Raw genomic sequence first — 24778 nt, 5'->3', positions numbered from 1 at the left:
TCCTTACCGGCGGTATAGCCCGCGTTATCAAGGGTTCACCTGAGATTAACCAGAATATAACTAGTGAAATCTTGTGGGCAAATTGAGAGTTTGTGGGCAAACAATAATAGTTATTATTAACAGATCGTTATGACATAAGAAAAGCAGAGCTATAATTTAGCCCTGCTTTGTTTTTTGTGGATTCATATTGATATTTATTAATATTGTGGTTATAATAAATATATAAAGACGCACTGGAAACAGTTCGCCTAGCAAAAAGTATAGAGTAGTTTTAAGAAAAACAACCGCTAAAACTTTTCGAGGGAGTTAGCGGTTGTTTTGCGTTACAGCAAGGATTAAAAAAATCATAATAAGTATCATGATTATATTATCCATTGGCAACACCTGCCTTTTAGGGCAGATTAAGCAAACCGCTTCCGTTTCAGTACGTCTATATTTGATTATAACATTATTTGTCAAGGTAAAAGTATATATAAATAACGCCATTTTTGATGGTGATTTTCCATTAGTGGACGATTATAAAGTAAGAAAAACAGTGGAAAACGCTCTATAAGCTTCTGAGGTGCCTTAATAGCTAAAATGACCAAAATTATGCTTTTGATACAATTATAAGCGAAAAGCATTTTTGATACATTTTAGAGGGTGTGAAGCCTTGATTTATAAGGGCTGATTTTTGGATATATTGAACTTTCATATCTATATATTTTGTGGTATCACATTAGAAATGGGGTGTCTTTTTTTTATTCCAAATGCAAGTATAGGATTATCCGGACTTGCGGTATTACCTCAAGACTTAATTTATTACATTGATTAGTAAAGCAATAGTATTATTTTAACTTAATCCACCGTAAAATAAGGATTCTGTTCTTTCCACACTTATGTGTAAACCAAAATCTCTTAAATACCATTCTATCCTGTCCCACATAATATATTTTGTAAATATATAAATTGTCTTGGCAGGATATGGGAAGTTAAATGGAGAAATTTTATTATCAATGATCTACTACTATGAAAGCCAGGTGATAAAATGTCCAGAATTAAGGGGACTAAGGTTTTCTATCATACCCCATTGTTTTTGAACATTTTATATAGTGTAAAGCCTTATAAACCATGGCTCAATTTTAGTGCTTTCTATAACTTCATCCCTTTGGGATACAATATAAAAATAATGAGGTGGTCAATGTGTCAATAATGGAATGGCTAGTTTTAATGCAAGGAATTATCTTAGGTTGTATTGTTAGTTATATTGCAGGATCAAAAGGTAGAAGTTTCTTTTGGTGGTGGCTGTATGGATTTACATTTTCAATCATTGCCCTAGTACATGCTATCCTTATCAAACCTAATGAACAAGCAATGCTAGACGATGGCATGAAGAAATGTCCTTTGTGTGCTGAGATGATAAAGCCAGACGCAAAGGTTTGTAGATATTGTGGTAGAGACTTACCAGAGGAGAAACATAGATCACTATCACCATATGAAAAAAAGTATAATCAAATTTAAATTGATGGGGCGTCGAAAATGACGCTCCTTTTTTTATTGAGTTACCTGAAGTGAGGAGTACTGATACCCGCCCATAAGTACCGATGTAGACTTTAGCGCAAATTTGAGCGAAAGTACTGGACACTAATGAGCTGATTCCAAAGCGGGTACTTTGTGAGCAATAGGGGCGGGTATTACTTTAGCGTATGAAAGTTCAGTTGCCGTCACTTTGGTGTGTAGGAAAAGTGATTTACTTTAGTCAATCAAAAGGAGGAAACAATGAATCAACTAATTAAGATTTCAGAAGATGGCAAGATTACAGCAAGAGAATTATATGAGTTTCTAGAGCTGAACAAGAGCCAATTTTCAAGATGGGCAAAACAGAACATAGAAAACAATATTTACTATACAGAATGTATAGACTGGTGGGGTGGATAGGCTACAATAAACTGGACAGTTTTTTTTAAGGAGCTGCTAAAATAGAAAAAAGAAAAGAGGCAGTGATATGGAAAAACGGATTAGACGAGAATACACAAAAGAATTTAAGCAACAAATGGTAACCTTACATGCCAGTGGTAAACCAGCGAGTGAAATCATTCGCGAATATGAATTAACAGCTTCAACTTTTCATAAATGGGTAAAGCAATTCAATAAAACCGGCTCTTTTAAAGAAGCCGACAACCGAACCCCTGAAGAAAAAGAATTAATTGCTTTAAGAAAACAAAATAAGCAGCTACTGAGAGATATTCAGGGGTATATGGAAATATTAGGACAGTCCAATTTTGGACTCACCGATTTCTTCATTAGTACTTGTAAAAAACAATTAAGAGTGAACCCGATATTATTGGTGTTGCACATTTATGGGAATAATGAACTGTGTTCTATCTAGATTTTCATTTGTGAAGATCGTTTTAGAAAACGCAAAACTGCGTTCTCATGATTTCTTTATCTTAAGCAACTGCAAAAAAAAATGAGAATCCACTTTTGGATTCTCTAAAACGATTTTCCGGCTCCGTGCTGGTCACTTTGGTAACTACTAAACGCAAAATTGCGTTTACCTATGACCAACCTACAACCATTAGAATTCAACAGTACAAAAATAAGAGTAGATGACAAAGACAGAGTATCAATGACTGACCTATGGAAAGCAAGCGGAAAGAATCCTAACCAACAGGTAAGATTTTGGATTAGCCAAGAAGCAAGTCAGGAATTTATTAAAACACTAGTTAAAGCAGAAAACAGTACTGTGAATACTGTTTTAAACACCAAACGTGGACGCACAGGAGGCACCTTCGCACATCCTCAAATTGCACTGGCGTATGCCAAGTACCTGTCACCAGAATTACATATGTATGTCAACCAGGTATTCTTTGAAAGACTCGAAGAAGATGCTAACCCAGAACTTGGTATTAGCCGTAGCCATGAACGTGCAGTTAAGACATGGACTAAGCAAGGTAGAACACCCGACTGGATCGAACATCGATTGAATGCTATTGCAACTACAAATCAATTCAATAGTACACTTGGGAAACATGGGGATGATGCACGAGTATTTCCTAAGTGCGCCAATGCAATCAATGTTGAAATCATTGGAGAATCTGCAAAAGTGGGACAGTTCTATTAATGCTGTAACTGAAAAAGTAAAGGTGCCTATAGAGCACCTTTTAACGCCCCTTCGGCATTAGGGTATTTAAGTCCATTAGATTATAAACAATGTTTAGACTATATCAAATCAAAAAGGACATTTAAATACAAAAGAAAACCGCTTACCATGAACGGTAAACGGTGGATATTAGTTTATTTACTTCTTGATAGCAGCAGGTACGTTTGAATCTGCTGCTACCTTAGTTTCTTTTTTGAATTGAGGTGGTGAAAACACAGATGTTAAAGTATATAGCTTTTCAACATCCCCACGTTTAATTAAAAAAGTCTGTGTTGTTGGTCTAGTTGTATCGAATAACAATTGATCAATAGCACCGCTATTTCTATCTTTTTTTAGTTTAACGTCATTAACCTTCATGATAATATCCCCAACTTTGATTCCCGCGTTTTCAAATACACCAAAAGGTTCAATGCTAGTAATTGCGAAACCACCGTCTTTTTTGTCTCTATTAACATCAAAGCCCAGTAAATATATGCCATTGAAATATCCTTTTATTTTCTGTAACATAGGCAACTGAGTATTTGCTACACCTACTGGTTGAACTGTAATTGCCCCATTAGGTGCATGCGTAGTACATGTTTCACTAATAGATACAATAACATCACGATCTTTCTGTATAAAAACGAATCCTAATCTGTTTTCATATGACCAAGTATATTGACCAAATAGACCTGCATTTTCAGTGTGTGTGTTTAATAAAACTAAATTATTATCGCTAGATTGCTCGATTATTGCATTAGAATTACTGAGTGCGATTCTTTCCATTATGAAATTTTTAACATCTTTGGCTTCAACATCATTAATCACAATATTTGATGATGCAAATACCGTTGCATACATACAACTAAAAACAATACATAGAATAGACAGCGTTCTTTTTAACATATTTGTTCACCTCATTATATTTTTCACCCACAATAGACATAATTCGTCCAATAATGACAATCTCCTTCTATTTTTTTACATTAAAGCTAAGTAAGGTTACTTTGTTTTTAATCTATAAAGTGGACATTGATTTTCGTAGAATGTTACAAAGGTCAAATACATAGCAGAATGACCAGAATCGCCATTTAGGTACAATCATAAGCAAATGGTATTTTCGCTACATTTTAGACCCCGTGAAGCCAGTAAAATCAAGGGTGAATTTTGATGCTTTTCAAAAGGTCATAGGTAGTATAAAGGGAGTTGCAAAATACGACATCCTTTGGTGGAAATAAAAAGTAACCTGTAATTCGTTACTAAGAAATAACATCAAGATATAATTCTTTTGAAATTTTTATATTGAGTACATATTCTTTTAAAAGTCCAATGTTTTCAGCTAATCTCTCAATTTCTTTTATGCCTTCGTCTGGCAAGTTGTATTTTGATTTCAGCATACGAAGCATAAAAGAAAGCTTTTCTTGTTCTTCTTTAGCTTTTGAATGATAATAATCTATTGCTAGGTCATAATTATCGTTAGGGTTAAATGGGCAAGGAAATCGAAACTCAACTTCTTTCAGCTCATGTTTCTCGCAGTTTCGTAAAATCGTTTCTACATTAAGTATGGCCTTATCCGCTCTGTCAGAGTCACCAGATAATATTTCATCAACAATCTTTAAGTGCTCAATTAGTTTTGACTCTTCGTCAAATGATTTATATAGAATTTTTATAGGAACTGACAATGCATCTGCTATTTTTTCAATAGTTTTGTAGCGTGGTCTTGATGATTTTCCAGATTCTAATAATGTTAATTGATTTCTTGATATGCCTGTTTTTTCTGATAGGTCAGTTGTTGATAGATGTTGATATGTTCGTAATAGTTTTAATGTATTCCCTTGAAATTTCTTTTCCAAATATTACACCACCTTAATTAATATTACATATATATTACTAAAATATTAAAATAGGCTTGACTGATTTGTAATATATGTGTAATATAATGATTATAGCACATTGTTTTGTAATAGTAAAAATATTTCAATCAGGTTTTACTAGGTTTCTTAATCTTTGTGTTATGATATCTTCGTAGAAAGGAGTAGTGTAAGAGTTTTAGTAGATTAATATACTAGACCATTATTACAACAGAATAGGAGGAGTATAACTATTTTTAGGAAAAACAAAAAGACGATAGCATTACAGCAACCGCCTTGAAATGTATCACCCAATATTTACCTTTTTAGTTGTTTATGTCCCGAAACACAAGCAACTAAACACAAAATAACTATGTTTTTACATAGTCTTGTGTGTCATGCAAATTATTCTATTGATAGTATACCCAAGTTACACACTAAAGTCAATAGGTAGAAAACATAGAAATGGCTAGAAGAAGGCATAGCTATAACCTACACAAGAGAAGGAGGTATTCAATAATATGAATACAACAATTTTAAACAATACAACAACAGAAGAAATGAAAGGGGACAACACAATGGTTTTAGTAGAATGGGAGCATGAAAAAGTTGGAAACAAAGAAGATATCTTATATGGTGTACAACCCGTATGGTGTATGGGAGATCTAGGATCTGAGTGGGAACAGATCCGTAGCCGTATAGAACGCGGATATAAATTAATAAAACTTAATTATTACAACTGTATACCTACAGATACCCCTAGAAAATTATTGGAGCAAGGAGAACCAATGATATTGGTTGAGTGGGAATATGAAGGAAAAGATAGTAGTTTGGATGGTAATTTATTTGAAACATGTCCTATATATAATCTGAAAGAACTAGAAATGCAGCTTGATACAATTTATGAGTGTTACAACGGTTACAGAAAAGATGATAATTTTACATATAAATTGTTAGCTATTAATTACTATGAGTGTATGCCAATAGAAGATCCAGAAGAATTATTACAAGGAGCAATAGCAACAAGTAGAGAAGAAATGATTGAATATTTAACCCCACAATGGGCTAAAACAGGAGCGTTGTACCGCCAATATCGTAAGTCGAATAATCTTACTAAAAGCTATGTTGCTAAAACATTGGGTGTTTCGAGTACATCTTTGACAAATTTTGAAGAAGGGAGACCTTGTAAAAGAGCAAGAAGCATTGAATGCGGTTACAATCTTTTAATAAAGAATATGGGGATGCAGAAAAAATTACAAATGATGGGTACAATTCTAAAGGAGAAAATTAGTTAATTCGCAGATAAAGCGATAAAGTAAAGAGTAAACGGGCGGGAGAAAACCCGCCCAATAATGAAAGGAAAAAACATATGTACGATATGGAATACATTACGGCAATACATGAGGCAGGTCATGCGGTAATAAATAAGATCGAGGTGCCTGCTTGACTAAGCTAGAGCAATATTTACAAGATTATCTAAGGGGCTCAGTATCCACTTCAAGACTACAAAATATACTTAATATTGATGCCCACTATGAGCAAGCCAGACAGGACTCAAAGAATTACAAAACAGCTACCAAATTGTATATAAAGAATGTTTTAGATCCATTGGATATCATATGTGAGCAAGAGCGTTTACAAGAGATAGCACAGCTTATGCAGAATATCATAAAAGCCTTGCCACCTAAGCAACGTGAAATATAAAATCAAATATCCTTCTGAATTTTTGTCTAATATATCCATAAAGAATAAGGGGAAAGTTGTAAAAATTGATGAAGGTCAGTGTGTCATGAATGAGTATCTAGATGCGTCTTTTGGAGACAAAAGAACAGTCTGTGCATATTGTAGCAAGCAGTGCAAGAACAAGGGCATGAATGAAAGAAAAGCATGTTGATACTAGCATACTAAAAATTTAAGCAAAAATAGGAGCGTGATGACAATGGAAAATAACAAAGAAAGATCAATGTTTACAGCTAAAGAAGCAATCACAGATTACTTTGAAGGGACTATAAGTTATCAAAAATTACTACAAGATTTTCATGCAGGTCTGATTCCAGGGAAACAAGTGAGTTCCAAAAGAATACTGTTCAAAAGAGAGGCTCTTGACAAGTGGTTTGATGAGGGCAGCAAGGAGCGTCCAAAGTCATCACCAACGAATTTTTATAAAGTTAATATGTTTTGAGTTTATTTATGATATGTTTGAAGAAAATTCTGCTGACTAGGGAATACAAACAAATATTAAATTCGTAAAGGAGCGTAATAGCAGTACATGGCAATCCGAGTAATTGATAGCATCATGGGGAGTGGAAAAACCGAATGGGCAATACAGTACATGAACCAAAATCCACAAAAGAAATTTATGTATATTACACCATACAACAATGAAATCAAAGATAGAATAATTCCTAAATGTCCAGAGCTTAATTTCAAATTTGCCAAAGAGGGAAACAAGGTAAATGATTTTAAGAGTGCATTAGAGAAAGGGCAAAGCATTACTGCGACTCATGAATGCTTTAAGCGTGTTGATGATGATGTAAAATCCTTGTTAGAAGCCAATAAGTATACGTTAATACTCGATGAAGTCTTTGATGTTGTTATTGATTTACATATGGCAAAGGCTGACGTACAAGTCATATTAGCTAACTTCGCTACAGTCAATGATGGTTACCTGGTGTGGACTAATGAAGAATATCCAGATGAGGGAGGCAAATTCAGCGACATAAAGAAAATGGCAAAGTTAAATAAAATCATGGTATATAGTGATGCATTTTTCTTATGGACGTTCCCTGTAGATATGTTTGAGAAATTCTCAGAAGTTTATATACTCACATACTTATTTGCAGGGCAAATCCAAAGATATTACTTCGATTTAAAGCAGATTGATTATGAGTATTTCAAGGTGCAGCATGATGTAAAGCAAGGATATTCATTGGGTGAGCATGATTTTACAACACATAACAATCTTAAGGGGCTCATTGATATATATGATGGGAGTCTCAATGATATAGGAGACAAGTCAACCGCATTATCAAAGAGCTGGCAAGATAAACCACAGAATAAAGCCAAATTGAAAGCACTTAAGAACAATATTAGAAATTTCTTTATACATATTAATAAAGCTAAATCAAATGATATTATTTGGACTTGCTTTAAAAGTGCTGAATTAAAGCTGAAGGGTGATGGGTATGCCAAAGGTTTTGTTGAATGTAATTGCCGAAGCACTAACAAATATGCCGATAGAACTTATGTTGCCTATTGTTGTAATCGCTTCATACGCCCAGTGTTAAAGAATGATTACTTTAAGGCTCATGGTGTTGAGGTCGATGAAGATTTATGGGCATTATCAGAGATGATACAGTTTCTATGGAGGTCAGCGATAAGAAACGGCAAGAAGATATATGTGTACATTCCAAGTAAGCGCATGAGGGATTTATTAAAGGCTTATCTTGATAACACATTAGATGTTGATTATGGCATACGTAAAATCGAACCTAAAAAGGCATCGTAAGAGATCCTCAAAAGAGTGTTTCTGAGTATCGGAGCTAATTGATAATGATTATTGGAAGGTCAAACCTTCCAAATGGCTCAAAGACCCCGCGAAATATAAGGGCTGAAGGGGTGCGGGTATTAGAATATAAGAGATACATAGAAGAACATAGAAATATATCAAGTACAACTAAAATTTTAACTCAAGGAAAACATAAACTACCAAGGTTAATCCTAGAAACATTTAGATATAACAATAGAAATACAATGCAATACTGCCAAGGGCGGATTATCATTGAAATATTATTGTATTATCTAAAAGGATATTAGGGTAATCCTTGGTATTTTATTAAGGAACTGAATCATAAGTAAATATAAAATCTATAGCAAGTGAAACGAAGCTATACGGTATGCGTTAACGCATACCGATAACCATCGCTACGCTCGGTTATGATTAATCAAATATATTGAGTTAAGTTATGAACCTACCAAAGAACACTTAAGATACTCCTTAGGTAATCCTTTGAATCACTTTGTATTACATAGCAATTCTTATGTATAACCCCTTCGGGGACAATCATAAGTTAATCTATGAGTTACAAAGATACACAAAGGAATATCTAAGGTAATACATAAGTATATATAACAGCCTTAATTTTATTATGAGTAAACGGGGAGTGTCAAGAATTTTGTGTAACAAGATTAAAAGTGTTGTTCATATTTTTGAAAAATCGGCTGAATCCTAGTATCAATTGAAAGTTGGTTTCGAACCATAGACCAATTGAGAACTGGGCGATCATGCCATTTTTTATAAAGTTCTGTAACTCGTAAATACAATACTTTCAGTATGGCGTTTTCATTTGGAAACGCTCCTTTTTTTGTCACTTTTCGGAAACTTGAATTCACGCTTTCTATGGCATTTGTTGTGTACATAATCTTTCGCACTGCACTACCGTAATTAAAAAGCTGCTCTATATGTGAGAAATTCCGTTCCCATACGCTAACGGCTCCAGGATAGTTTGCCCACGCCACTTTAAATCGCTCAAATTCCGCAATTGCCGCTTTTAAACTTGAAGCTCCATATACTTTCTTTAACTGGGCTGTAAATCCCTTATAGTCCTTACTTGGAACATATTTTATAGAATTTCTTATTAAATGCACGATACATCTCTGTACATTTACGTCTTTAAATATTGCTTTAGCTCCATCTTCTAATCCGCTCAATCCATCCATACAGATGAATCCGATATCTTGTATTCCTCTAGCCTTGAGCTCATCGAAGATTTGCATCCAGGTATGCTTACTTTCATTTTCATTGATCCATAATCCTAAGATATCTTTATGACCATCCATGTTGTACCCAAGAATCGTATAAACTGCGCAACTCTTAACTTCATAATCTTTTCGAATTGTCACGTACATGCAGTCGACAAAAACAAATGGATAGAATGGATTTAAGGGACGTTTTTGCCATTGATCGAGCTCTTCTAATATTTTATCTGTGATGATTGAAATTTGTTCATGAGATATTTCAAAACCATAGATATCTTCAATCGTTGCGGCTATATCTCGTTGACTGAGTCCACGCGCATACATCGCTAAAACTTTTTGCTCAATGTCAGATACATTGGTTTTATGTTTGGGTATAATTTGTGGCTTAAAAGTCGCTTGACGATCACGCGGAACATCAATTGGAATAGAACCCAAAGAACTTTTAAGAGTTTTTTGTGAATACCCATTACGACGATTTGAGGATTCTTTTTCACCACGATCATTACTTGAATAACCAAGATGGTGATCTAATTCACCTTTTAGCATTGCTTGGAACATCGGTCCGAAAATATCTTTTAAGGCATTTTGCATATCTTCGACAGATTTTGGTTGATATTTTGCAATAATTTCTTGGGCAAGCTGTTCTTGTTCAGAGTTTTTTCTAGCCATTTTTTCGTCCTTTTCGTGTTTAATATTTTTTATTATCCAATATTAAAATAATCTGTGCAAGTTTTATACTTACACAGATTATTTTACACTCCCGAGTAAACGTCCTTGCACGAGCATAGCGAGTCGCCAACCGCAGTTGGCGTAACTCCTAACATGTGTTCCTAAGACAATTTAATATCAATCATTGATTTCCCCATGATTACTCACTACGTGGCACTACATGGGTATTCCAATGTTATACATTAGAGATACTTAGTCTGTAATAAATATACAATTTGATAAGATTATAATAATGTTCTAGTAAACATTGTAAAGATTATAAGATCGGCTGAAAAGGTAGTAAACAATGTTTACACCCTTGGTGGCTTACCGATATTTTATAGCGGTCGGTTAGAGATATGAGGGTTCTTATAATATTAGTCGTATGTTAAAAAGTGTAGATGAAGAAAAGCTGAAGGAAACATTGTTTACCTCAGGTCAAATAGAAAATTCAAGTCTGAATTCAATGTTATTCGAAACAACATAAGCATAAATTAGATAAAATTCAAGAATTCTTAGTACAGCACAAAATTGTGCCGATCTTTTCTTTGAGACAATCGTTTGAACAATTTAGTGACAATTGAAAATGGACAACCAGTAGTATCAAGTAGAAAAGTAGCAGAGGATTTTGGGAAGCTACATAAAGATGTATTGGAAAATATCCGTGAAATTATCAAGGCGGAAAATTCCGCTCTGACTATTTTATAATTCAAGCTACAATGATTCAATACATTAAAATCTCATCAGCGAAAATTCGGCTCTATTATTTCATAAGTCAGCCTACATTGCTACTAATGGTAAGAGAAACCCTAAAATTCTCGTAAGCTGAAAAGTCAGCCAACCTATTCTTTGAAACTCCATAAGCATGTGTTGGATTCAATTAAAGAAACCATTGGGGTAGTCGAAAATTCGGCTGACCTATTCTTTAAATCAACTTACGTACATCCTCAAAACAACCAGTAACATCAAGTAGAAAAGTAGCAGAAGATTTTGGGAAAGAACATAAACATGTACTTAGAGACATTAAAGACATGCAAGAAGATGTGCCCAATTTTGGACTGATGTTCTTCGAAACATCAATGTCAGATTCTTATGGAAGACCACAGAAAGCTTATCTCATGAACCGTGATGGCTTCACACTACCTACCTACACTACATGGTTTAATCATACGTGCGATTATAGATTTTCTAAAAATATTGACTATATAAGGTTACGCCAATTTTGGCGACACCTTGCAAATGGCAACCATGGTAGCACTTATCATAGCATGTACAAAATTTATACTAGTGAAGTAGATGGCTTTCTGTAGAGTTGTCTATGTCTTAAACTAGTGAGTGTGCTTATGATTGTATATGTAAAACACAAAAACGCCCCAAATAGAGCGTTAGGTGGATTAAAATTGATTGAGAGGGGAATGTAATGGACAACCAATTATTAAAGGTAGAAATCAATAGTAGTCAAGAACAAATCATTAGTGGGAGAATGCTTCATGAGTTTTTAGGAATCGGTACCCAATATACAAAATGGTTTGATCGTATGTGTGAATATGGATTTACCGAAGGTATTGATTTCAACTCCGTCAAAAATGACGAAGTTCGATTTGAAGGAGTCAGGGAAGTAAAGCGAAGTTTACTGGATCACATCCTCAAGATTGATATGGCGAAAGAACTAGAATACAAAGAGCCTCACAAGGCTGTTTCAGCTCATTGTCATGGGGGGATGAGTTATCCCGTCATCGATTCTATGGGTAGGACACAGGAAACCAAGATGATACCACGGAGCGACTGCATAGCTATTGCTCAAAAAAAGTAATAGATCAAGAGCGTGTAGAAGTGATCATAGAAAAATAGTATGACAGTTACAGATGGCTAGAACCATTGATTTTACTGGGTTTATACTTATGTATTACTTTTGGTTATGATATCATGCAAAAAAAGAATGATAAAAATACTAAAAAGTGGTTATCAAAAATGCTAAAAAAAGCATATATTATGTAAGGGTTTTTAAGTTACATACTTAGGAGTACAAAATTTAAAAAACTTTCTAAATTTATTTGCAAAAACGATTAAAAATTGCATATATTATGCAGGATGATCTAGTATATATAACGCTTTAAATAGCGTTCATATAGAGACCCGAAAGGGTCAAAAATAACCTTCGACTTTTTGTCGAGGGTTATTTTTTTATGTCCATTTTATAAATTTAATTAACAATGAAAGGAGGCATTAAAGATGAAAACCACTTTTAGGCTTGCAAGAATGAAGGTAGGTCTTACTCAAAAAGAAGCAGCAGCATTGTTGCAAGTATCTGCTGCATACTTATGTCGAATAGAAAGAAACGACATTGATATTTCTGATAATGTTTTATGTCGTATGCGTAAACTTTATAATGATTATACATTAACCAAAGAATCCTAATTTTTCGATAGCTATAAAGAAAATTAACAAAGGAGTATAATTAATGCCCAAACGTAAACCTCTTGTCATTCCAGAAGGTACTCATCCGATCATAGCATGGAGATTAACTAAGGATTTTACTCAGGGAGAACTAGCATGCCTAATAGATTGTGATAGAGCAACATTGAACAAAATTGAAAACAGAAAAATAAATCCTACGGACGAACAAAAAGTAAGAATCAGGCTATTTACCGGGGTTAATCTTTAACGAACTCAAAGTTGAGATCGTCAGAATTAAAGAAAGCGGGTGAAAGAGGACTAAATTTTATTGTAAAGGGTTGATGTGAAAGTGCTTAAACATAAGTGTAAAAGATGTGGAAAAGAAACTAAAGATTTGGATGGATGGTATTTAGAATGTGATTGTGAAAGAGAATCCATACATAATAGTATGACAGATGATTTTAAATATGTCTGCGCTTCCTGTGGAGAACTTTTTACAGGAGACAATGAGAACGGAAAGCAATGCCCTGGATGTGGTGCATTAGAAATCATATGCTTTTATAAAGATGGGGAAACAGAGGTAAACAAAACTGAATACAAGACGATTATTAAAAATCTCAAAGAAGGTAAGAACTTTAGATACATTTGTGACTGTGGATATACGAAAATGCTTTACGCCAGTAATATACACAATGTAATGTGTGATTGCTGCGATAACGATAAACTTATGATGTACATGCCTGAAGATCTTGCTGGTTCCATCAAGAAACATAGAAAACTGCACAGGATGAACCAGACTGAGCTAGCCGAATTATTGAAAATATCAAGGTCACAACTTGGGAGAATCGAAAAGAACGAAATCCCAATACCAGAGAAGATTATGCATCGAGTATTGAATTTCTTAGCAACCAAATAGAAGCTAGTTTTGTCCAAAAAAACGGGTATTAAGGCTTTCTATCGTGAAAGCCTTTTTTGCTACATTTTAGACCCTGTGAAGCCAGTAAAATCAAGGTTCAAAAATTGAAACTTGATAGACATGACCATTATAAAATGAAAAAGAGAAAGGTGAGTATGTGGGTAGCTTTAAAAAGAAGATATCAAAAAAAATAAAAAGCAATGAAGAAAGATTAAAAGAACAGTCATTCCCTATCTATGGCAGTCCTAGAGTGAATACAAGGTATAAAAAATATTGTTGGACTGAAGATTGGAAAGGCAGTTTACCTAAAGTGAACTCAAGCGGATGCATTTACGTACTAGAAAAATATTATGATATATTTCAATATATATTAGACCGCATGAGAGAGAAAAAGATAAAATTTGTATTATTTCCAATTGAACTTTATGGGGAAATAACAGGGGAAACGGCGTCGCAAAAGGTTAGTGGAAAAATAACAGATGGAACTAATTTTTTAATGGATGAGAAACATAATGTACATGCTGTATGTGTTAAGCAGTATGTAAGCAATATATATGACCTCATGGTTTTAGCTCATGAAGTTGGTCATATATATTATGGTCATAAAGTTAGGCAAGAAGCTGGAGCAAATTATATAAAAGTAAACTATAAATATGAATATGATGCAGATTGGTTATTTAAATGATGAACAGTATTTAAAACTAAAAGAAAGTTTTCAGATAGAATTCATGTTAGCCACAAAGCTCTTGCCAGAGGAATTCTATAGTAAATATAAAAAAATCTTCAATTCATACGATAGAGAAACAAATGGTTTACTTTCAGATAAAATCGCAAAAATACTTATGGATAAACAGCTAGGCGGTTCTGAAATTACAAATATGTTACCGCAATTAATTAAAGGGAAAGAGTGTGATTTATAATGTCTAAATCTACAGGTAAAAAGATATTCACTGTTGCTGGTTTTTTTATGGGTTCTGGTCATTGGGGGATGAAATTATTTGGGACAACGTCATCAATTGTCGGTGGACTTTATGGTGCATCCTTAGTCGGTACTATATGGGGCGCGACACACAAAGACAAACAAGCAGCGCAGACATATAACTTTGATGCCCTTCAGAATTCTATCGATGCCACTGCAATGATCCCAATAATCTATGGGACTCGTAAGTGGGGTGGTTATCAAACATGGTGAATAAATAGCAAGTTTAATTTTTTTAGATAACAGAAGTTAAAAGAAAAGGAAGTTGATATTATGAATAAACAAACTTTAAATGAATTGGTAAGCTTATTAGGAAAAATGCAAAAGAACAAAGAGCAGCAAGAAAGACAAGATGTAAAAGCACTGGCACAAAAATTAATATTAGCTTGTAATTCAATAGAAAATAAAGACTTGCAGACTCTAGAAGAAATTGTGATATGTGTTGATCAATATTCTTTTACTAGAGACGTGCTTTCTAAATTAACATCTAAAGAAATAGAAGAGCTGTTTCCAATACAAGCAGCTAAAGGATCACAAGAATATAAAACTAGCAAAGGATTTTTAGGGTTGATAGGTGAAATATTGGGCGAAGATCTTGAAAGCTTATATTTATATTGTAATAATCAAATACAAAAATTTGTATCGCTTTATTACCAACTTGATGAAGCAATCGGTAAGATGGCGGTAGTCGAATTTTTGAAGGCAGTAAACCAGTATCAGTTACGTGATATTCCAACTCTGCCAAAAAGGGAAATGTTAGAATGGTATGAAAATGTCCGTATTGTTTACCAACTTCTTTTAAAGCTCAATATTAGCGATATCGTGCAACTATTCCCTTCTGATAGCGACAACGAATATATAATAAATTTATTTAATGAAAAATCATTGGGTACTTCAGAAAACTTAGATATGTTTATAGTAAATTATAATAATACCGATCTTCAAGAATTCATATTGCGTTTATGGTTCGTGCAAAGCGTTGCTGAGAAATACCAAGAACAAGAAAAATAATAAAAAGTAGATATAAAACAGCCGTAAGGTTGTTATTTTTTTTGCCTTAATTTCAGTCTCCCTTCGTTTGTGGGGGGGACTGAATAAGATTTATGAATAAGGGCGTGATTATATGGATGATAAAATGAATACGATTGAATGGAAATTGATTTTTAGTGGTGTTAAAGAAGCTACCCAAAACGTAACAAAGCTAAGAACAGAGTTGGAAAAAGTAGGTCAGACAAAGATTCAAGGTGGAATTTCTAAAGAGTTAAAAGAAGAATTAACTCAAGCGCAATCTATAGCAAATCAAAAGGGGCAAGCAATTAATCAAGCCTTAAATTCAATTGGGAAACAAGAAAACACTGAAATTACTAAATTTGTTGACGGTTACAAGAAAGCAATATCAACACTTACAACTGAGGCAGAAAAATACAACAGACTTTATAATGTCACAGGCAATACAGCATATCAGACACAAATGAATCAACGTATTAACCAAGTCAGGCAGCTTTCGGCTGAATATGAAAAATTCAATGGTAGTTTAATAAAGAGTGGACTGTCAACAGTTTTTTAGACAACTTTTTTAAGGGTATTTATTCTATACTTCACCGGTGTTAGATATCCTAGTGAAGAATGAATCCTATGATTGTTGAACCAATTTACATAATCAGCTAACTCAATCTGCAGATGGTTTAAGCTGTGAAAAGTCTGGTTCCTGATAAATTCTGTTTTGATTATTTTAAATGTTGCTTCTGCCACTGCATTATCATAAGGACACCCTTTATGACTGAGAGAACGCTGAATTTCAAATGCTTCCAAGATTTCTTCAATGGTCCGATTTTTAAATTCGTTGCCACGGTCCGTGTGAAATATCTGGATATCTTTCAGATTTCCCCTTACAGTCTGAAATGCCTGTTTTACAAGGTCTGCTGTTTTATTACGTCCGGCACTGTAACCAATTATTTCTCTATTAAAGAGGTCAATAAGCACACAAATGTAGTTCCAGCTCATGCCGACTCTGACATATGTTAAATCGCTTACAATAGCATTTCTATATGGTTGTTCACTGAACTGGCGGTCAACAACATTTTTGGTTTTTGATTCATTACAAGTATCCTTTTGAGGACGGAACTGGGCAGTCGTATAACTTGAAATCAGTCCTTCCTGCCTCATGATTCTGCCGATGCGGCGGCGTGAAGCAATGATATTTCTATCTTTTAAATCTGATTTTATTTTTCGGGTTCCATAATTATTTCGGCTTGCTTTAAATATATCAACAATATTTGCCACCAGCTTAGATTCATCTGGATTTGCTTTTGCCTCATAATAATAGGTGCTTCTTGGAATTTGTAGGACTTTACACATTGCTGATACAGAGTATTTGTGGATATTGGCTTTAATCACATTTACTTTCGTCCTAAGATCAGCGCTGCTTGCTTTAAAATATCATTCTCCATTTCAAGATATTTGTTCCGTTTGCGAAGCTCAATCAGTTCTATCTGTTCAGTTGTAAGATTATCTTTCTCCTTGAAAGAGCCACTATTGTTAGCTTGCTGAATCCATTTGTCAAGCAAGGACGATGCGATATCATATTCACGAATAATGTCACACTTACGTTTTCCGTTATTATATAATTGTACAACTTGTTTTTTGAATTCGTCCGTATAGCTACGACGAGGGCGTTTTTCAACAGTCATGGGCCTAGCTCCTTTTGTTTTATTATTTTATTTTACATGCCCTTATAATAACTGTCCAATTAATTGTAGCCTATCCAGAGTAATAACAGTATAGGCTTTTTGGAGAATTCTCTTAGTAAACATTTGGGGTGGATAACTGCAAGCATTGGAGTTAGTAGTGCAATTGGCGGTATTACTTCCTCGGTCAGTGATATTATAAAATTGGATTCTGAATTTCAACAATTAAAGACTGTTTTGCCTCAAACAGAGGAAAACCAGGTAACCTTTAATGAGGCTATAAAAGAAAGTTTCGTATTGGCTGAGAGATATGGAACAAAAATTAAAGACGTTACAGACTCGCTTCGTTTGATGGGGCGTGGATATAAAGAGCTATCAACAGCAGAAAAAATGGCAGCAAATGCTCTAAAATTAAGTGTTGCAGATAACTTTAGTCCTGAGGTGGCAACAAGAACATTAGAAGCCGTTACGGGTGCTTATGGGAAACAAGCAGAAGCCATTCAATTCTCAACACATGTCATGGATTCAATTACAAAGGTCAGCCATACGGCTCAAGTGTCTGCAAATGATCTATCTGAATCGTTATTAAGAAGTGCAGCAGCAGCCAAGGTAGTTGGTGTAAGTTTTGATGAACTGAATGCAATGACGGCAGTAATAGCCAGAAATACAGGACTAAGTGGTCAAACCATCGGAGATGGTATAAAAAGCATGGTCAACTCAATTCATAGCAACAAAGCGATTCAAGATTTACAATCAATGGGGATTGAAGTTTACAAGATAGGTAATGACGGGCAAAAAGAATTCAGAAAGATTTCTGATGTTTTATTAGATGTATCATTAAAAAGTAAAGAGACAGATAAGAATTTTGAGACATTATTTAGAAATTTGGCAGGTGGAAAATTCCAAGTTACAAAAATGGCTGCCTTACTTGGTGATCCTAATGAATACCTTAAAGTACTTGGGGATAGTATTAATTCCAGTGGATTTACTGATAAACAATTGGAAATTCAAATGGACACTATCAAAAGAAAGGCTGAAACTTTAAAGGCATCGTTTGAGGAACTTCTTGTAACAGGTGGGAACGATAGTGGGTTTAAGAATACCTTGAAATCTATCCTTGACACACTTAATCAAATGCTCAAAGGTCTTAATAATATGAATCCAGCTGTATGGGAAGCTATTGGAGGAGTTACTAAATTTGCGATAGCTTTTGTAACATTAAGATCGGCAGTGAATTTCTGTATAACTTCATATGCTTATTTGAGGTCTACTCTAATTACTACAACGGCAGCCCAAGAAGCTCTAAATGTAGCACAGACTGCTAACCCATGGGGTGCAATCGCTAGACTGATTGTTCTTGCAGGTACAGCATTGGCAACATATGCATATTACGCGGGTGAAGCAGTTACTAAACAAGAAAAAGCAAACGAAGCAACAGAAAACGCTATTCAAGCAAAAACTTCTGAAATGGAAATGACTAAACAGCAGACTGATTATATGGAAACACTAGGAAATACGTATGTCAATTTGCAATCCGCTCTTTTAGAAGTTGGTGATAATGAAGAAAAAGCTACAGAAATCAAGAAAACTATGGGAACAGTTAGCCAGCAATTAGCCCAGATTGTTGGACAGGAAGCAGCAGATAGAATATTAGCTTCTGAGGATATTCAAGGAGCTATTTCACAAGAACAAGAGATACATAATGAAAAAACTGTTCAAATGCAAAAAGAAATCAATGAGCTCAGAACAACACAAATCAAGTTAGCTAACGATACTATAGCCATGTGTAATGAACGTATTGGAGCCATTAACAACGAAGCAGATGCATTCGACAAGGCAGCGGATTCTATTGGCGAAGCCCTAGGGCGGATTGACTCATTTTTCTTTAAGTATTATAGAAACAAAGCTAATTACTTGAATAACTTGGCGCAAGGTGATATTCGTAATGAATGGAAAATGGCTGGTATCCAAGTTCCAGAAGATCAAGACATTTCACAAGCTACAAATCAAATTCAAGCGGAAGCAGATGAAGCGAATGCCAAAGCCGATGCGATCAAGAACAATGCCTTGAATTATTATGATGAAAAGGGTAGGAAAGCATTGGGAACTGTATATACTCCTGGTACTTACAATACTACTCCTGTTACTACAGGTACAGTACCAGAAGATACAGGGCGAAGTAAGGGGAAAAGTGGTGGCAGTTCAGGTAGTAGTTTTGCACCAGATAAAACAAACGATATTGAAAAGTTATGGGCGAACCATCAAGTAAACTTTATGCTATCTGATAGTAAAATCAAGGCAACAGAATATGCAACAACTTTAGAAAAACTTAATACGCAACAACAGTTATTCGGAGTGACAGCCGAAGTGTCAGCACAAAAATTTGAACTAATGACGGATCGAGTCAAGTCGTTAACAAGTGAGAATACAGGCATGGAACAATTACAGGCACAATATGAAGAACAAGCCAATAGTATGATTACTAATTCTCAAGCAGTTATTGATATTTTGAACGAGAGAAAAGTCGCATGGGCTAATTTATCCAAGGAAGAAAAGAAAGAATTTGCACATGATTATAGTGAGTATATAGGGGATGAAAAACTACTTGTTCGTTTACTTGATTTATCTGATAAACTCAAAGAAAAGATTGCCGATAATAAGAAAAGTATTAGTAGTATTGACATTGATATTACAAGGGAGCAGAAGGAAAGTCCTGAAAAGCTTTATAGCAGAAAAATGGAAAACTTTAATTTAGATGAAAAACATGGAGAGCTTTCACTAGGTTACAATGCAACAGAGCAACAAAAGAGGATTGTTCTTTTAATTTATTCTATGCAAAAATTGGCAGAAGCTAAAAATCATCTTAAAGAAATTGAGAATATGCCAAATCATACAATAGAAGACTTAAAGAAACAGCAAGTTGAAGTAGATGAGTTAAAGAATAAAGTTGATGAATTAAGAGATGTTAACAAAGAATTAAAGCAGGAAGAACTTAATTTCTTTAATGATATTCTTTTAGAAGGCGTTAGTTTTAAAGACGAAATGAAAAAACTATGGAAAGAGCTTGCAAAAGATGCTTTATCCTTGCTTGTCACTGGTAAGCATAGCGCAAACGGGGGTGGCTTGTTTGGGCAACTATTGAATAATGGCTCAAACTTAAATACAGGCAATTCTTCTTCCGATTCCTCTGGCACAGACTGGGGCGGAATAATAGGATCTATTGCTGGCTTGTTCCATGCCAAGGGTGGTGTAGTTGATACACCTGTTATCGCTGGTGAGGATGGAGAAGAGGTTATAGTTCCAGTAGAGAAGCACACAGGCAATTCGCAGAATCTATTAAACTATGCAGCGAATAAGCTAGGAGTCAAACCAATGGGTGTTGAGCCAAACTTTAAGGATCCTGACATTGTAAAAAAGGCTACAAACCTTACTGTCAACTCGGCAGCAAACATGGCTAAAACGGAGAAGATATTAGCTACTCAAAATCAAATATTAACTACGATGCTAAATCAAATGGCATCTAGTGGTGGAGGAACAACCAATAACATAGTAATGGCAGGCGGAGGTGGACAAACGCCAACATTGGAAGAGTCCGCAAACGCTTTCAATAAAATGAAGAGTCTAAGAATGATATAAATTTTTAATTGTAACTCATATACAAGAATATCGTATTTTACGATACCATTTAAATGAAAGGGCGGATTCATATTTATGATATTGATAGATAGAGTAAATCAACCACATGAACTTAATGTTATGTTGCTTAGGGATGTCAAGAAGCTGCATACAGATATATGTAAAGCTTACAAAATATTAATGTTGGATAAATCCTATATTGGCTATACAGAACCACAGTCAAATCTTAATGATAACATTGGTGCAATTAATAGATTACTTCCGTATGTGTCAAATGATACGGATAACTTTGATTTAGTAATGATTAAACAAGCACTAGTTTGGTTTATGGGAATGGATATAAGATATGATAAAGGTTCACTAGAGGAACAGCGGATTATTCAAATATTATTTAATGGAGCTGATAATAGCATGACTGATAAATTAGAAGTTGGAACAATGATAACGGATAGAAATGGTAATGAGTTTAAAGCATTTTCTTTATTGTTTAGTGAATATGAGGAAGCTATAGAATTATTATTAAAGATTAATATTATTGATATTACGCAAAATATTGATGACACTGAGGCACAAGAAGCTTTGTTGGAAATCATATATAGAGCATTAAATAAAACCATAACCAAAAAGAAAATCTTAAAATCATTAGATGCTGAATTTGCAAGGAAGATTGTTAGGGTATATTTTGATTTACCCATAGGAGCATAAAATGTCCAGAAATCGCATTTTGATATAAACTATCATGCATCCTTGATTTTGGGCATTTTAATGCCTGTAAAGCCAATAAATTCAGGGGGTAAAAATAGTGTTTTGCAAATTATCCTTTGATGATTATACATGATTTTAGTTTTACACGACGAGGACATTATAGGAAGATACTATGGCAACAGCCCTGTTTAGCTACTATTAGAAATGTAGTTATTCAGGGCTTTATTTTTGTTTATAGACATCGGTATTGTTGCGGTATAACTATAAAATTCTTTTGTGTTATAAGGTCTAGTATCGCCTTGATTTGTCTATTGTGAAAGGAGTTATATAAGAAAAATGAGTATATCGCATGCTAGGGGCACTATATCGCGTTTTGTGTAAAAAATGACTTATTAAGGCTTACTATCATACCCCATTGTTTTTGAACATTTTATATAGTGTAAAGCCAGTAAAATCAAGGGTAAAGCGGTGGCTAGGAGAGGTAGCAGTACTTAATATGAGAACCCAGAAAACATATATAGGTAATAGTAATAATATTATTGTATACCTTGTTGATTAATATGGTTAACAATTTGAGGACTGAAATTTATTTTAATAATTGTGCCAATCAATAGAGGAGTAAGAATAATATTACACCTTATATTTAGGCTGTCATTTTTACAGAAACTTGTGATTATCCACATGTGATACTCATACGTTGTTTACTTAAACGAATCTGACACAATGTAATTTTGACAGATTCGCAAAAAGTCAATGAAACCATATGGAATAAAGCTTTACCACACTTTTGTAATTATTAGTAAATATGCTCTTGCATTGTAATCTGTCATAATGTATAATAATAATTAATAAGACAGATTGAAGGCGGGGCTAGCATTATGGAATATGTACAACCGATACGCGATAAAAAACAATTAGAAAATATGAAGCGTTATCTTAAAGAACAAAATCTTAGAGATTGGCTGTTGTTTGTTCTTGGTATTAACTCAGGACTTCGTATATCTGACTTGCTTCAATTAACTATTGATGACGTTAGAGGTAAAGATAGAATCACAATTAGAGAACAGAAGACTAATAAAACAAAAGACTTCCCCCTGTCGGATACTTGCAAGAAGGCTATAGGTGAGTATTTTAAGACTACTGGATTGACAGAAGGCGTATTGTTTTCTAGCCGTAAGAGTAGTGGCAGTAAAGGAACAGGAGCTATATCAAGACAGCAAGCGTATGACATTATTAGTAGTGCAGCTAAAGAGGTTGGCATAAAGGATGCAATTGGCACACATACACTAAGAAAAACATTTGGTTATCATGCGTATAAAGCAGGAGTAGGAATTGAGGTAATACAAAAGTTATTGAACCATAGTGCGCCTAGTGTTACGCTTAGATATATAGGCATAACGCAGGAACAACTTGACAATGTATATATTAACTTAAACTTGTAATGAATAACTTCAAGCAGATTATATGTGGAGCATATGTTAACTAAAAGAAGGCATATGACAATTGAATTATATTTGTATGAAACTAGACACCCCTAGCCCTATAGGGTGTCTTTTTGTATTCCAAAGAGGGTACTTTGATATGCCAAGGTGGCGGTATTACCTCAGCTCAATCTGTGCATGATTTTTGTAAAATAATAAAACATCTTGGCAGGACATGGAAACGTTGTGGAGAATTTTTACTATTAAGAATCTACAACTATGAAAGCAAGGTGTTTTAATTGGCGGATAACGGATATATCTATGTTCTTATAAATGCATCCATGGAAGGACTAATAAAAGTCGGTAAGACAACTAGAGAGCCTAAAGAACGTGCAGAGGAATTATCAAGGGCTACGGGTGTCCCTACACCGTTCATTGTAGCTTATGAAATGTATGTCAATGATTGTACTAGTGCTGAAAATTTTGTGCATACTTGGCTTGAAACAAAAGAATATAGAGTGAGTGATAATAGGGAATTCTTTAATGCACCAATGACTGAAGCTATTAATGGTATCATGGAGTATAAGAAAAATGAAAAGAGTAATATGTGTATTCCTGATGATGATTTTTTAAATCCATTGATTGTTGAAGAGAAAGCGCCTTGGGAAGATGTTTTAGAAATTGCAGACAAATACTATTATGGATTAGGTGATACTCTACAAGATTATTATCAAGCATATAATTTATATAAAAAGGCAGCTAAACTAGGATCTGGAGAGGCATATTTAAAAATAGGTGGGATGCATAGGTATGGGAATGGATGCAATAAAGATATAAAGTTAGCCCTAGATTATTTAAATCAAGCTATAAATTATGGATGCCATATCGCATATGGTGAAATGATGAGTATTTATTTTTTTAATGAACAATTTGAGAATGCCTATAAGTGTTGGGATAAATATATAGATTATATTCAAAATGATCCTAGTTCAGCTTTAATATGTCAAGATTACATCACGCTTTCTTATAAAAATAATCTCCCTATAAAGCATATAAACAGTATGTTAACTATCCAAGATGAAATAATTCAAGAGCAAACGGAGTTTATAAGCAATATAAAAGACAATATTAATCTTAGATTTGAAATGTCAAATGTACTAAAGTATATGGAATATATTTTTTCTTTTGAATCCGATGAGGAAATTATGTTAGGACAAGATTATATAAGAAAAAGTGTACGTGAATCTAATGCAGAATACATGAAAGAAAAGAATGCCTCGGAACTTTCAAAACTCATTTTGGGGGCAGTTGCGATAATAGCTCTTTATATTTTTTTAAAATAGAATATTTGTAACCGTCAAATAACATAGTGGATAGTAACGTACAATCTAGCATGAGATAATATACCAAAGCAATAGCTAATAAAACAATTATAGGTTGTTCAATTACTGGATTTATGATAAGTGTAGCTATTTTTGATAACATTTTTTGGATTGCAGTATTTACAATTATAATTGCTTTTGTATTATCCATTATCGTAATAGATTCTATTGGTGATACAAATATTAAAATAGATTAAATTCACTACTATAAATTTATA

The 24778-nt window shown here is 34.1% G+C and carries 26 protein-coding genes and 1 pseudogene; 23 read left to right on the top strand and 4 right to left on the bottom strand.

Annotated elements, in window-relative coordinates; translation table 11 throughout:
* Nucleotides 1-1191: 1191 nt before the first annotated feature.
* The 4 genes and pseudogenes from BN6559_RS00950 (at nucleotide 1192) to BN6559_RS00935 (ending at nucleotide 3103) form a co-directional block, all read left to right on the top strand.
* Nucleotides 1192-1500, top strand: a complete 309-nt coding sequence (locus tag BN6559_RS00950; RefSeq protein ID WP_110956216.1) for a zinc ribbon domain-containing protein — start codon at nucleotides 1192-1194, stop codon at nucleotides 1498-1500.
* Nucleotides 1501-1758: 258 nt separating this feature from the next.
* Nucleotides 1759-1917 (top strand): antA/AntB antirepressor family protein, encoded by a 159-nt coding sequence (locus tag BN6559_RS00945; protein WP_110953000.1) that lies wholly within the window; start codon nucleotides 1759-1761, stop codon nucleotides 1915-1917.
* 67 nt (nucleotides 1918-1984) lie between these two features.
* A pseudogene (locus BN6559_RS19465) lies at nucleotides 1985-2215 on the top strand (transposase); the annotation flags it as partial.
* A gap of 324 nt (nucleotides 2216-2539) precedes the next feature.
* Nucleotides 2540-3103 (top strand): KilA-N domain-containing protein, encoded by a 564-nt coding sequence (locus BN6559_RS00935; protein WP_110952998.1) that lies wholly within the window; start codon nucleotides 2540-2542, stop codon nucleotides 3101-3103.
* Nucleotides 3104-3280: 177 nt separating this feature from the next.
* Here BN6559_RS00935 and BN6559_RS00930 read toward each other — a convergent pair whose 3' ends face one another.
* Nucleotides 3281-4027 (bottom strand): PDZ domain-containing protein, encoded by a 747-nt coding sequence (locus BN6559_RS00930; protein ID WP_110952997.1) that lies wholly within the window; start codon nucleotides 4025-4027, stop codon nucleotides 3281-3283.
* A gap of 353 nt (nucleotides 4028-4380) precedes the next feature.
* Entirely contained in the window at nucleotides 4381-4974 is a 594-nt protein-coding gene (locus BN6559_RS00925; RefSeq protein ID WP_110952996.1) for a helix-turn-helix domain-containing protein, read from the bottom strand.
* Nucleotides 4975-5492: 518 nt separating this feature from the next.
* On the opposite strand from BN6559_RS00925, the gene BN6559_RS00920 reads away from it, so the two are divergent.
* From BN6559_RS00920 to BN6559_RS00905, 4 genes are all read left to right on the top strand, one after another.
* Complete coding sequence (locus tag BN6559_RS00920; protein WP_110952995.1) at nucleotides 5493-6266, top strand: helix-turn-helix domain-containing protein; 774 nt, start codon at nucleotides 5493-5495, stop codon at nucleotides 6264-6266.
* A 148-nt stretch (nucleotides 6267-6414) separates the two neighbouring features.
* Nucleotides 6415-6675: a hypothetical protein gene (locus tag BN6559_RS00915; protein WP_110952994.1), complete on the top strand. Its 261-nt coding sequence runs from the start codon at nucleotides 6415-6417 to the stop codon at nucleotides 6673-6675.
* Between the two features lie 235 nt (nucleotides 6676-6910).
* Nucleotides 6911-7153, top strand: a complete 243-nt coding sequence (locus BN6559_RS00910; RefSeq protein ID WP_110952993.1) for a hypothetical protein — start codon at nucleotides 6911-6913, stop codon at nucleotides 7151-7153.
* An 87-nt stretch (nucleotides 7154-7240) separates the two neighbouring features.
* Complete coding sequence (locus tag BN6559_RS00905; RefSeq protein WP_110952992.1) at nucleotides 7241-8479, top strand: DEAD/DEAH box helicase family protein; 1239 nt, start codon at nucleotides 7241-7243, stop codon at nucleotides 8477-8479.
* Between the two features lie 680 nt (nucleotides 8480-9159).
* On the opposite strand, the gene BN6559_RS00900 is transcribed toward BN6559_RS00905, so the two are convergent.
* A complete protein-coding gene (locus BN6559_RS00900) occupies nucleotides 9160-10398 on the bottom strand; it encodes an IS256 family transposase (RefSeq protein WP_110952991.1) in 1239 nt (412 codons plus the stop codon).
* Between the two features lie 600 nt (nucleotides 10399-10998).
* Here BN6559_RS00900 and BN6559_RS19130 point away from each other — a divergent pair.
* The 11 genes from BN6559_RS19130 to BN6559_RS00850 all read left to right on the top strand — a co-directional run bounded on the left by BN6559_RS19130 (nucleotide 10999) and on the right by BN6559_RS00850 (nucleotide 16296).
* Nucleotides 10999-11145: a Rha family transcriptional regulator gene (locus BN6559_RS19130; RefSeq protein ID WP_199883654.1), complete on the top strand. Its 147-nt coding sequence runs from the start codon at nucleotides 10999-11001 to the stop codon at nucleotides 11143-11145.
* A gap of 221 nt (nucleotides 11146-11366) precedes the next feature.
* A complete protein-coding gene (locus BN6559_RS19770) occupies nucleotides 11367-11747 on the top strand; it encodes a Rha family transcriptional regulator (RefSeq protein WP_110952990.1) in 381 nt (126 codons plus the stop codon).
* Nucleotides 11748-11857: 110 nt separating this feature from the next.
* Nucleotides 11858-12250 (top strand): antA/AntB antirepressor family protein, encoded by a 393-nt coding sequence (locus BN6559_RS00890; protein ID WP_110952989.1) that lies wholly within the window; start codon nucleotides 11858-11860, stop codon nucleotides 12248-12250.
* Nucleotides 12251-12669: 419 nt separating this feature from the next.
* Nucleotides 12670-12855, top strand: a complete 186-nt coding sequence (locus BN6559_RS00885) for a helix-turn-helix domain-containing protein (RefSeq protein ID WP_110952988.1) — start codon at nucleotides 12670-12672, stop codon at nucleotides 12853-12855.
* Nucleotides 12856-12898: 43 nt separating this feature from the next.
* Nucleotides 12899-13102, top strand: coding sequence for a helix-turn-helix transcriptional regulator (locus BN6559_RS00880; RefSeq protein ID WP_110952987.1), 204 nt, complete (start codon nucleotides 12899-12901; stop codon nucleotides 13100-13102).
* Between the two features lie 81 nt (nucleotides 13103-13183).
* Entirely contained in the window at nucleotides 13184-13750 is a 567-nt protein-coding gene (locus BN6559_RS00875; protein WP_110952986.1) for a helix-turn-helix domain-containing protein, read from the top strand.
* A 157-nt stretch (nucleotides 13751-13907) separates the two neighbouring features.
* Nucleotides 13908-14435: a hypothetical protein gene (locus BN6559_RS00870; protein WP_110952985.1), complete on the top strand. Its 528-nt coding sequence runs from the start codon at nucleotides 13908-13910 to the stop codon at nucleotides 14433-14435.
* Nucleotides 14404-14670, top strand: a complete 267-nt coding sequence (locus tag BN6559_RS00865; RefSeq protein ID WP_199883653.1) for a hypothetical protein — start codon at nucleotides 14404-14406, stop codon at nucleotides 14668-14670. Before BN6559_RS00870 ends, BN6559_RS00865 begins: the two co-directional genes overlap by 32 nt.
* Nucleotides 14670-14942: a hypothetical protein gene (locus BN6559_RS00860; protein WP_110952983.1), complete on the top strand. Its 273-nt coding sequence runs from the start codon at nucleotides 14670-14672 to the stop codon at nucleotides 14940-14942. Before BN6559_RS00865 ends, BN6559_RS00860 begins: the two co-directional genes overlap by 1 nt.
* A 60-nt stretch (nucleotides 14943-15002) precedes the next feature.
* The gene (locus BN6559_RS00855; protein WP_110952982.1) at nucleotides 15003-15740 is read left to right on the top strand and encodes a hypothetical protein; all 738 of its coding nucleotides are present in this window, start codon (nucleotides 15003-15005) and stop codon (nucleotides 15738-15740) included.
* 112 nt (nucleotides 15741-15852) lie between these two features.
* Nucleotides 15853-16296, top strand: a complete 444-nt coding sequence (locus tag BN6559_RS00850) for a hypothetical protein (protein ID WP_110952981.1) — start codon at nucleotides 15853-15855, stop codon at nucleotides 16294-16296.
* Here the strand turns inward: BN6559_RS00850 and BN6559_RS00845 are convergent.
* A protein-coding gene (locus BN6559_RS00845) for an IS3 family transposase (RefSeq protein WP_110952830.1) occupies nucleotides 16293-17419 on the bottom strand; the annotation gives its coding sequence in 2 pieces (ribosomal slippage) (nucleotides 16293-17164 and nucleotides 17164-17419; 1128 coding nt in all). The genes BN6559_RS00850 and BN6559_RS00845 overlap by 4 nt on opposite strands.
* Nucleotides 17420-17518: 99 nt before the next feature.
* On the opposite strand from BN6559_RS00845, the gene BN6559_RS00840 reads away from it, so the two are divergent.
* The 4 genes from BN6559_RS00840 to BN6559_RS00825 all read left to right on the top strand — a co-directional run bounded on the left by BN6559_RS00840 (nucleotide 17519) and on the right by BN6559_RS00825 (nucleotide 24521).
* The gene (locus tag BN6559_RS00840; protein WP_199883652.1) at nucleotides 17519-21052 is read left to right on the top strand and encodes a phage tail tape measure protein; all 3534 of its coding nucleotides are present in this window, start codon (nucleotides 17519-17521) and stop codon (nucleotides 21050-21052) included.
* A 75-nt stretch (nucleotides 21053-21127) separates the two neighbouring features.
* Entirely contained in the window at nucleotides 21128-21757 is a 630-nt protein-coding gene (locus BN6559_RS00835; RefSeq protein WP_110952979.1) for a hypothetical protein, read from the top strand.
* A gap of 878 nt (nucleotides 21758-22635) precedes the next feature.
* Complete coding sequence (locus BN6559_RS00830) at nucleotides 22636-23199, top strand: site-specific integrase (RefSeq protein WP_110952978.1); 564 nt, start codon at nucleotides 22636-22638, stop codon at nucleotides 23197-23199.
* A gap of 278 nt (nucleotides 23200-23477) precedes the next feature.
* The gene (locus BN6559_RS00825) at nucleotides 23478-24521 is read left to right on the top strand and encodes a GIY-YIG nuclease family protein (RefSeq protein WP_110952977.1); all 1044 of its coding nucleotides are present in this window, start codon (nucleotides 23478-23480) and stop codon (nucleotides 24519-24521) included.
* Nucleotides 24522-24778 lie beyond the last annotated feature (257 nt).

The organism is Massilibacillus massiliensis, assembly GCF_900086705.1.
In the GTDB taxonomy this organism is placed as follows: Bacteria; Bacillota; Negativicutes; order FLKF01; family FLKF01; genus Massilibacillus; species Massilibacillus massiliensis.
The sequence above is the reverse complement of the archived record's forward strand: the minus strand, read 5'-3'. Positions and strand labels throughout refer to the sequence as shown.

Bases quoted from the DNA above. Each gene is read 5' to 3' on its own strand.
- BN6559_RS00880 (WP_110952987.1), top strand. From the start codon at position 12,899: ATGCCCAAACGTAAACCTCTTGTCATTCCAGAAGGTACTCATCCGATC.
- BN6559_RS00930 (WP_110952997.1), bottom strand. From the start codon at position 4,027: ATGTTAAAAAGAACGCTGTCTATTCTATGTATTGTTTTTAGTTGTATG.
- BN6559_RS00905 (WP_110952992.1), top strand. From the start codon at position 7,241: ATGGCAATCCGAGTAATTGATAGCATCATGGGGAGTGGAAAAACCGAA.
- BN6559_RS00885 (WP_110952988.1), top strand. From the start codon at position 12,670: ATGAAAACCACTTTTAGGCTTGCAAGAATGAAGGTAGGTCTTACTCAA.
- BN6559_RS00890 (WP_110952989.1), top strand. From the start codon at position 11,858: ATGGACAACCAATTATTAAAGGTAGAAATCAATAGTAGTCAAGAACAA.
- BN6559_RS00910 (WP_110952993.1), top strand. From the start codon at position 6,911: ATGGAAAATAACAAAGAAAGATCAATGTTTACAGCTAAAGAAGCAATC.
- BN6559_RS00945 (WP_110953000.1), top strand. From the start codon at position 1,759: ATGAATCAACTAATTAAGATTTCAGAAGATGGCAAGATTACAGCAAGA.
- BN6559_RS00900 (WP_110952991.1), bottom strand. From the start codon at position 10,398: ATGGCTAGAAAAAACTCTGAACAAGAACAGCTTGCCCAAGAAATTATT.
- BN6559_RS00850 (WP_110952981.1), top strand. From the start codon at position 15,853: ATGGATGATAAAATGAATACGATTGAATGGAAATTGATTTTTAGTGGT.
- BN6559_RS00865 (WP_199883653.1), top strand. From the start codon at position 14,404: ATGAATATGATGCAGATTGGTTATTTAAATGATGAACAGTATTTAAAA.
- BN6559_RS00830 (WP_110952978.1), top strand. From the start codon at position 22,636: ATGGAATATGTACAACCGATACGCGATAAAAAACAATTAGAAAATATG.
- BN6559_RS00855 (WP_110952982.1), top strand. From the start codon at position 15,003: ATGAATAAACAAACTTTAAATGAATTGGTAAGCTTATTAGGAAAAATG.
- BN6559_RS00950 (WP_110956216.1), top strand. From the start codon at position 1,192: ATGGAATGGCTAGTTTTAATGCAAGGAATTATCTTAGGTTGTATTGTT.
- BN6559_RS00920 (WP_110952995.1), top strand. From the start codon at position 5,493: ATGAATACAACAATTTTAAACAATACAACAACAGAAGAAATGAAAGGG.
- BN6559_RS00835 (WP_110952979.1), top strand. From the start codon at position 21,128: ATGATATTGATAGATAGAGTAAATCAACCACATGAACTTAATGTTATG.
- BN6559_RS00935 (WP_110952998.1), top strand. From the start codon at position 2,540: ATGACCAACCTACAACCATTAGAATTCAACAGTACAAAAATAAGAGTA.
- BN6559_RS00860 (WP_110952983.1), top strand. From the start codon at position 14,670: ATGTCTAAATCTACAGGTAAAAAGATATTCACTGTTGCTGGTTTTTTT.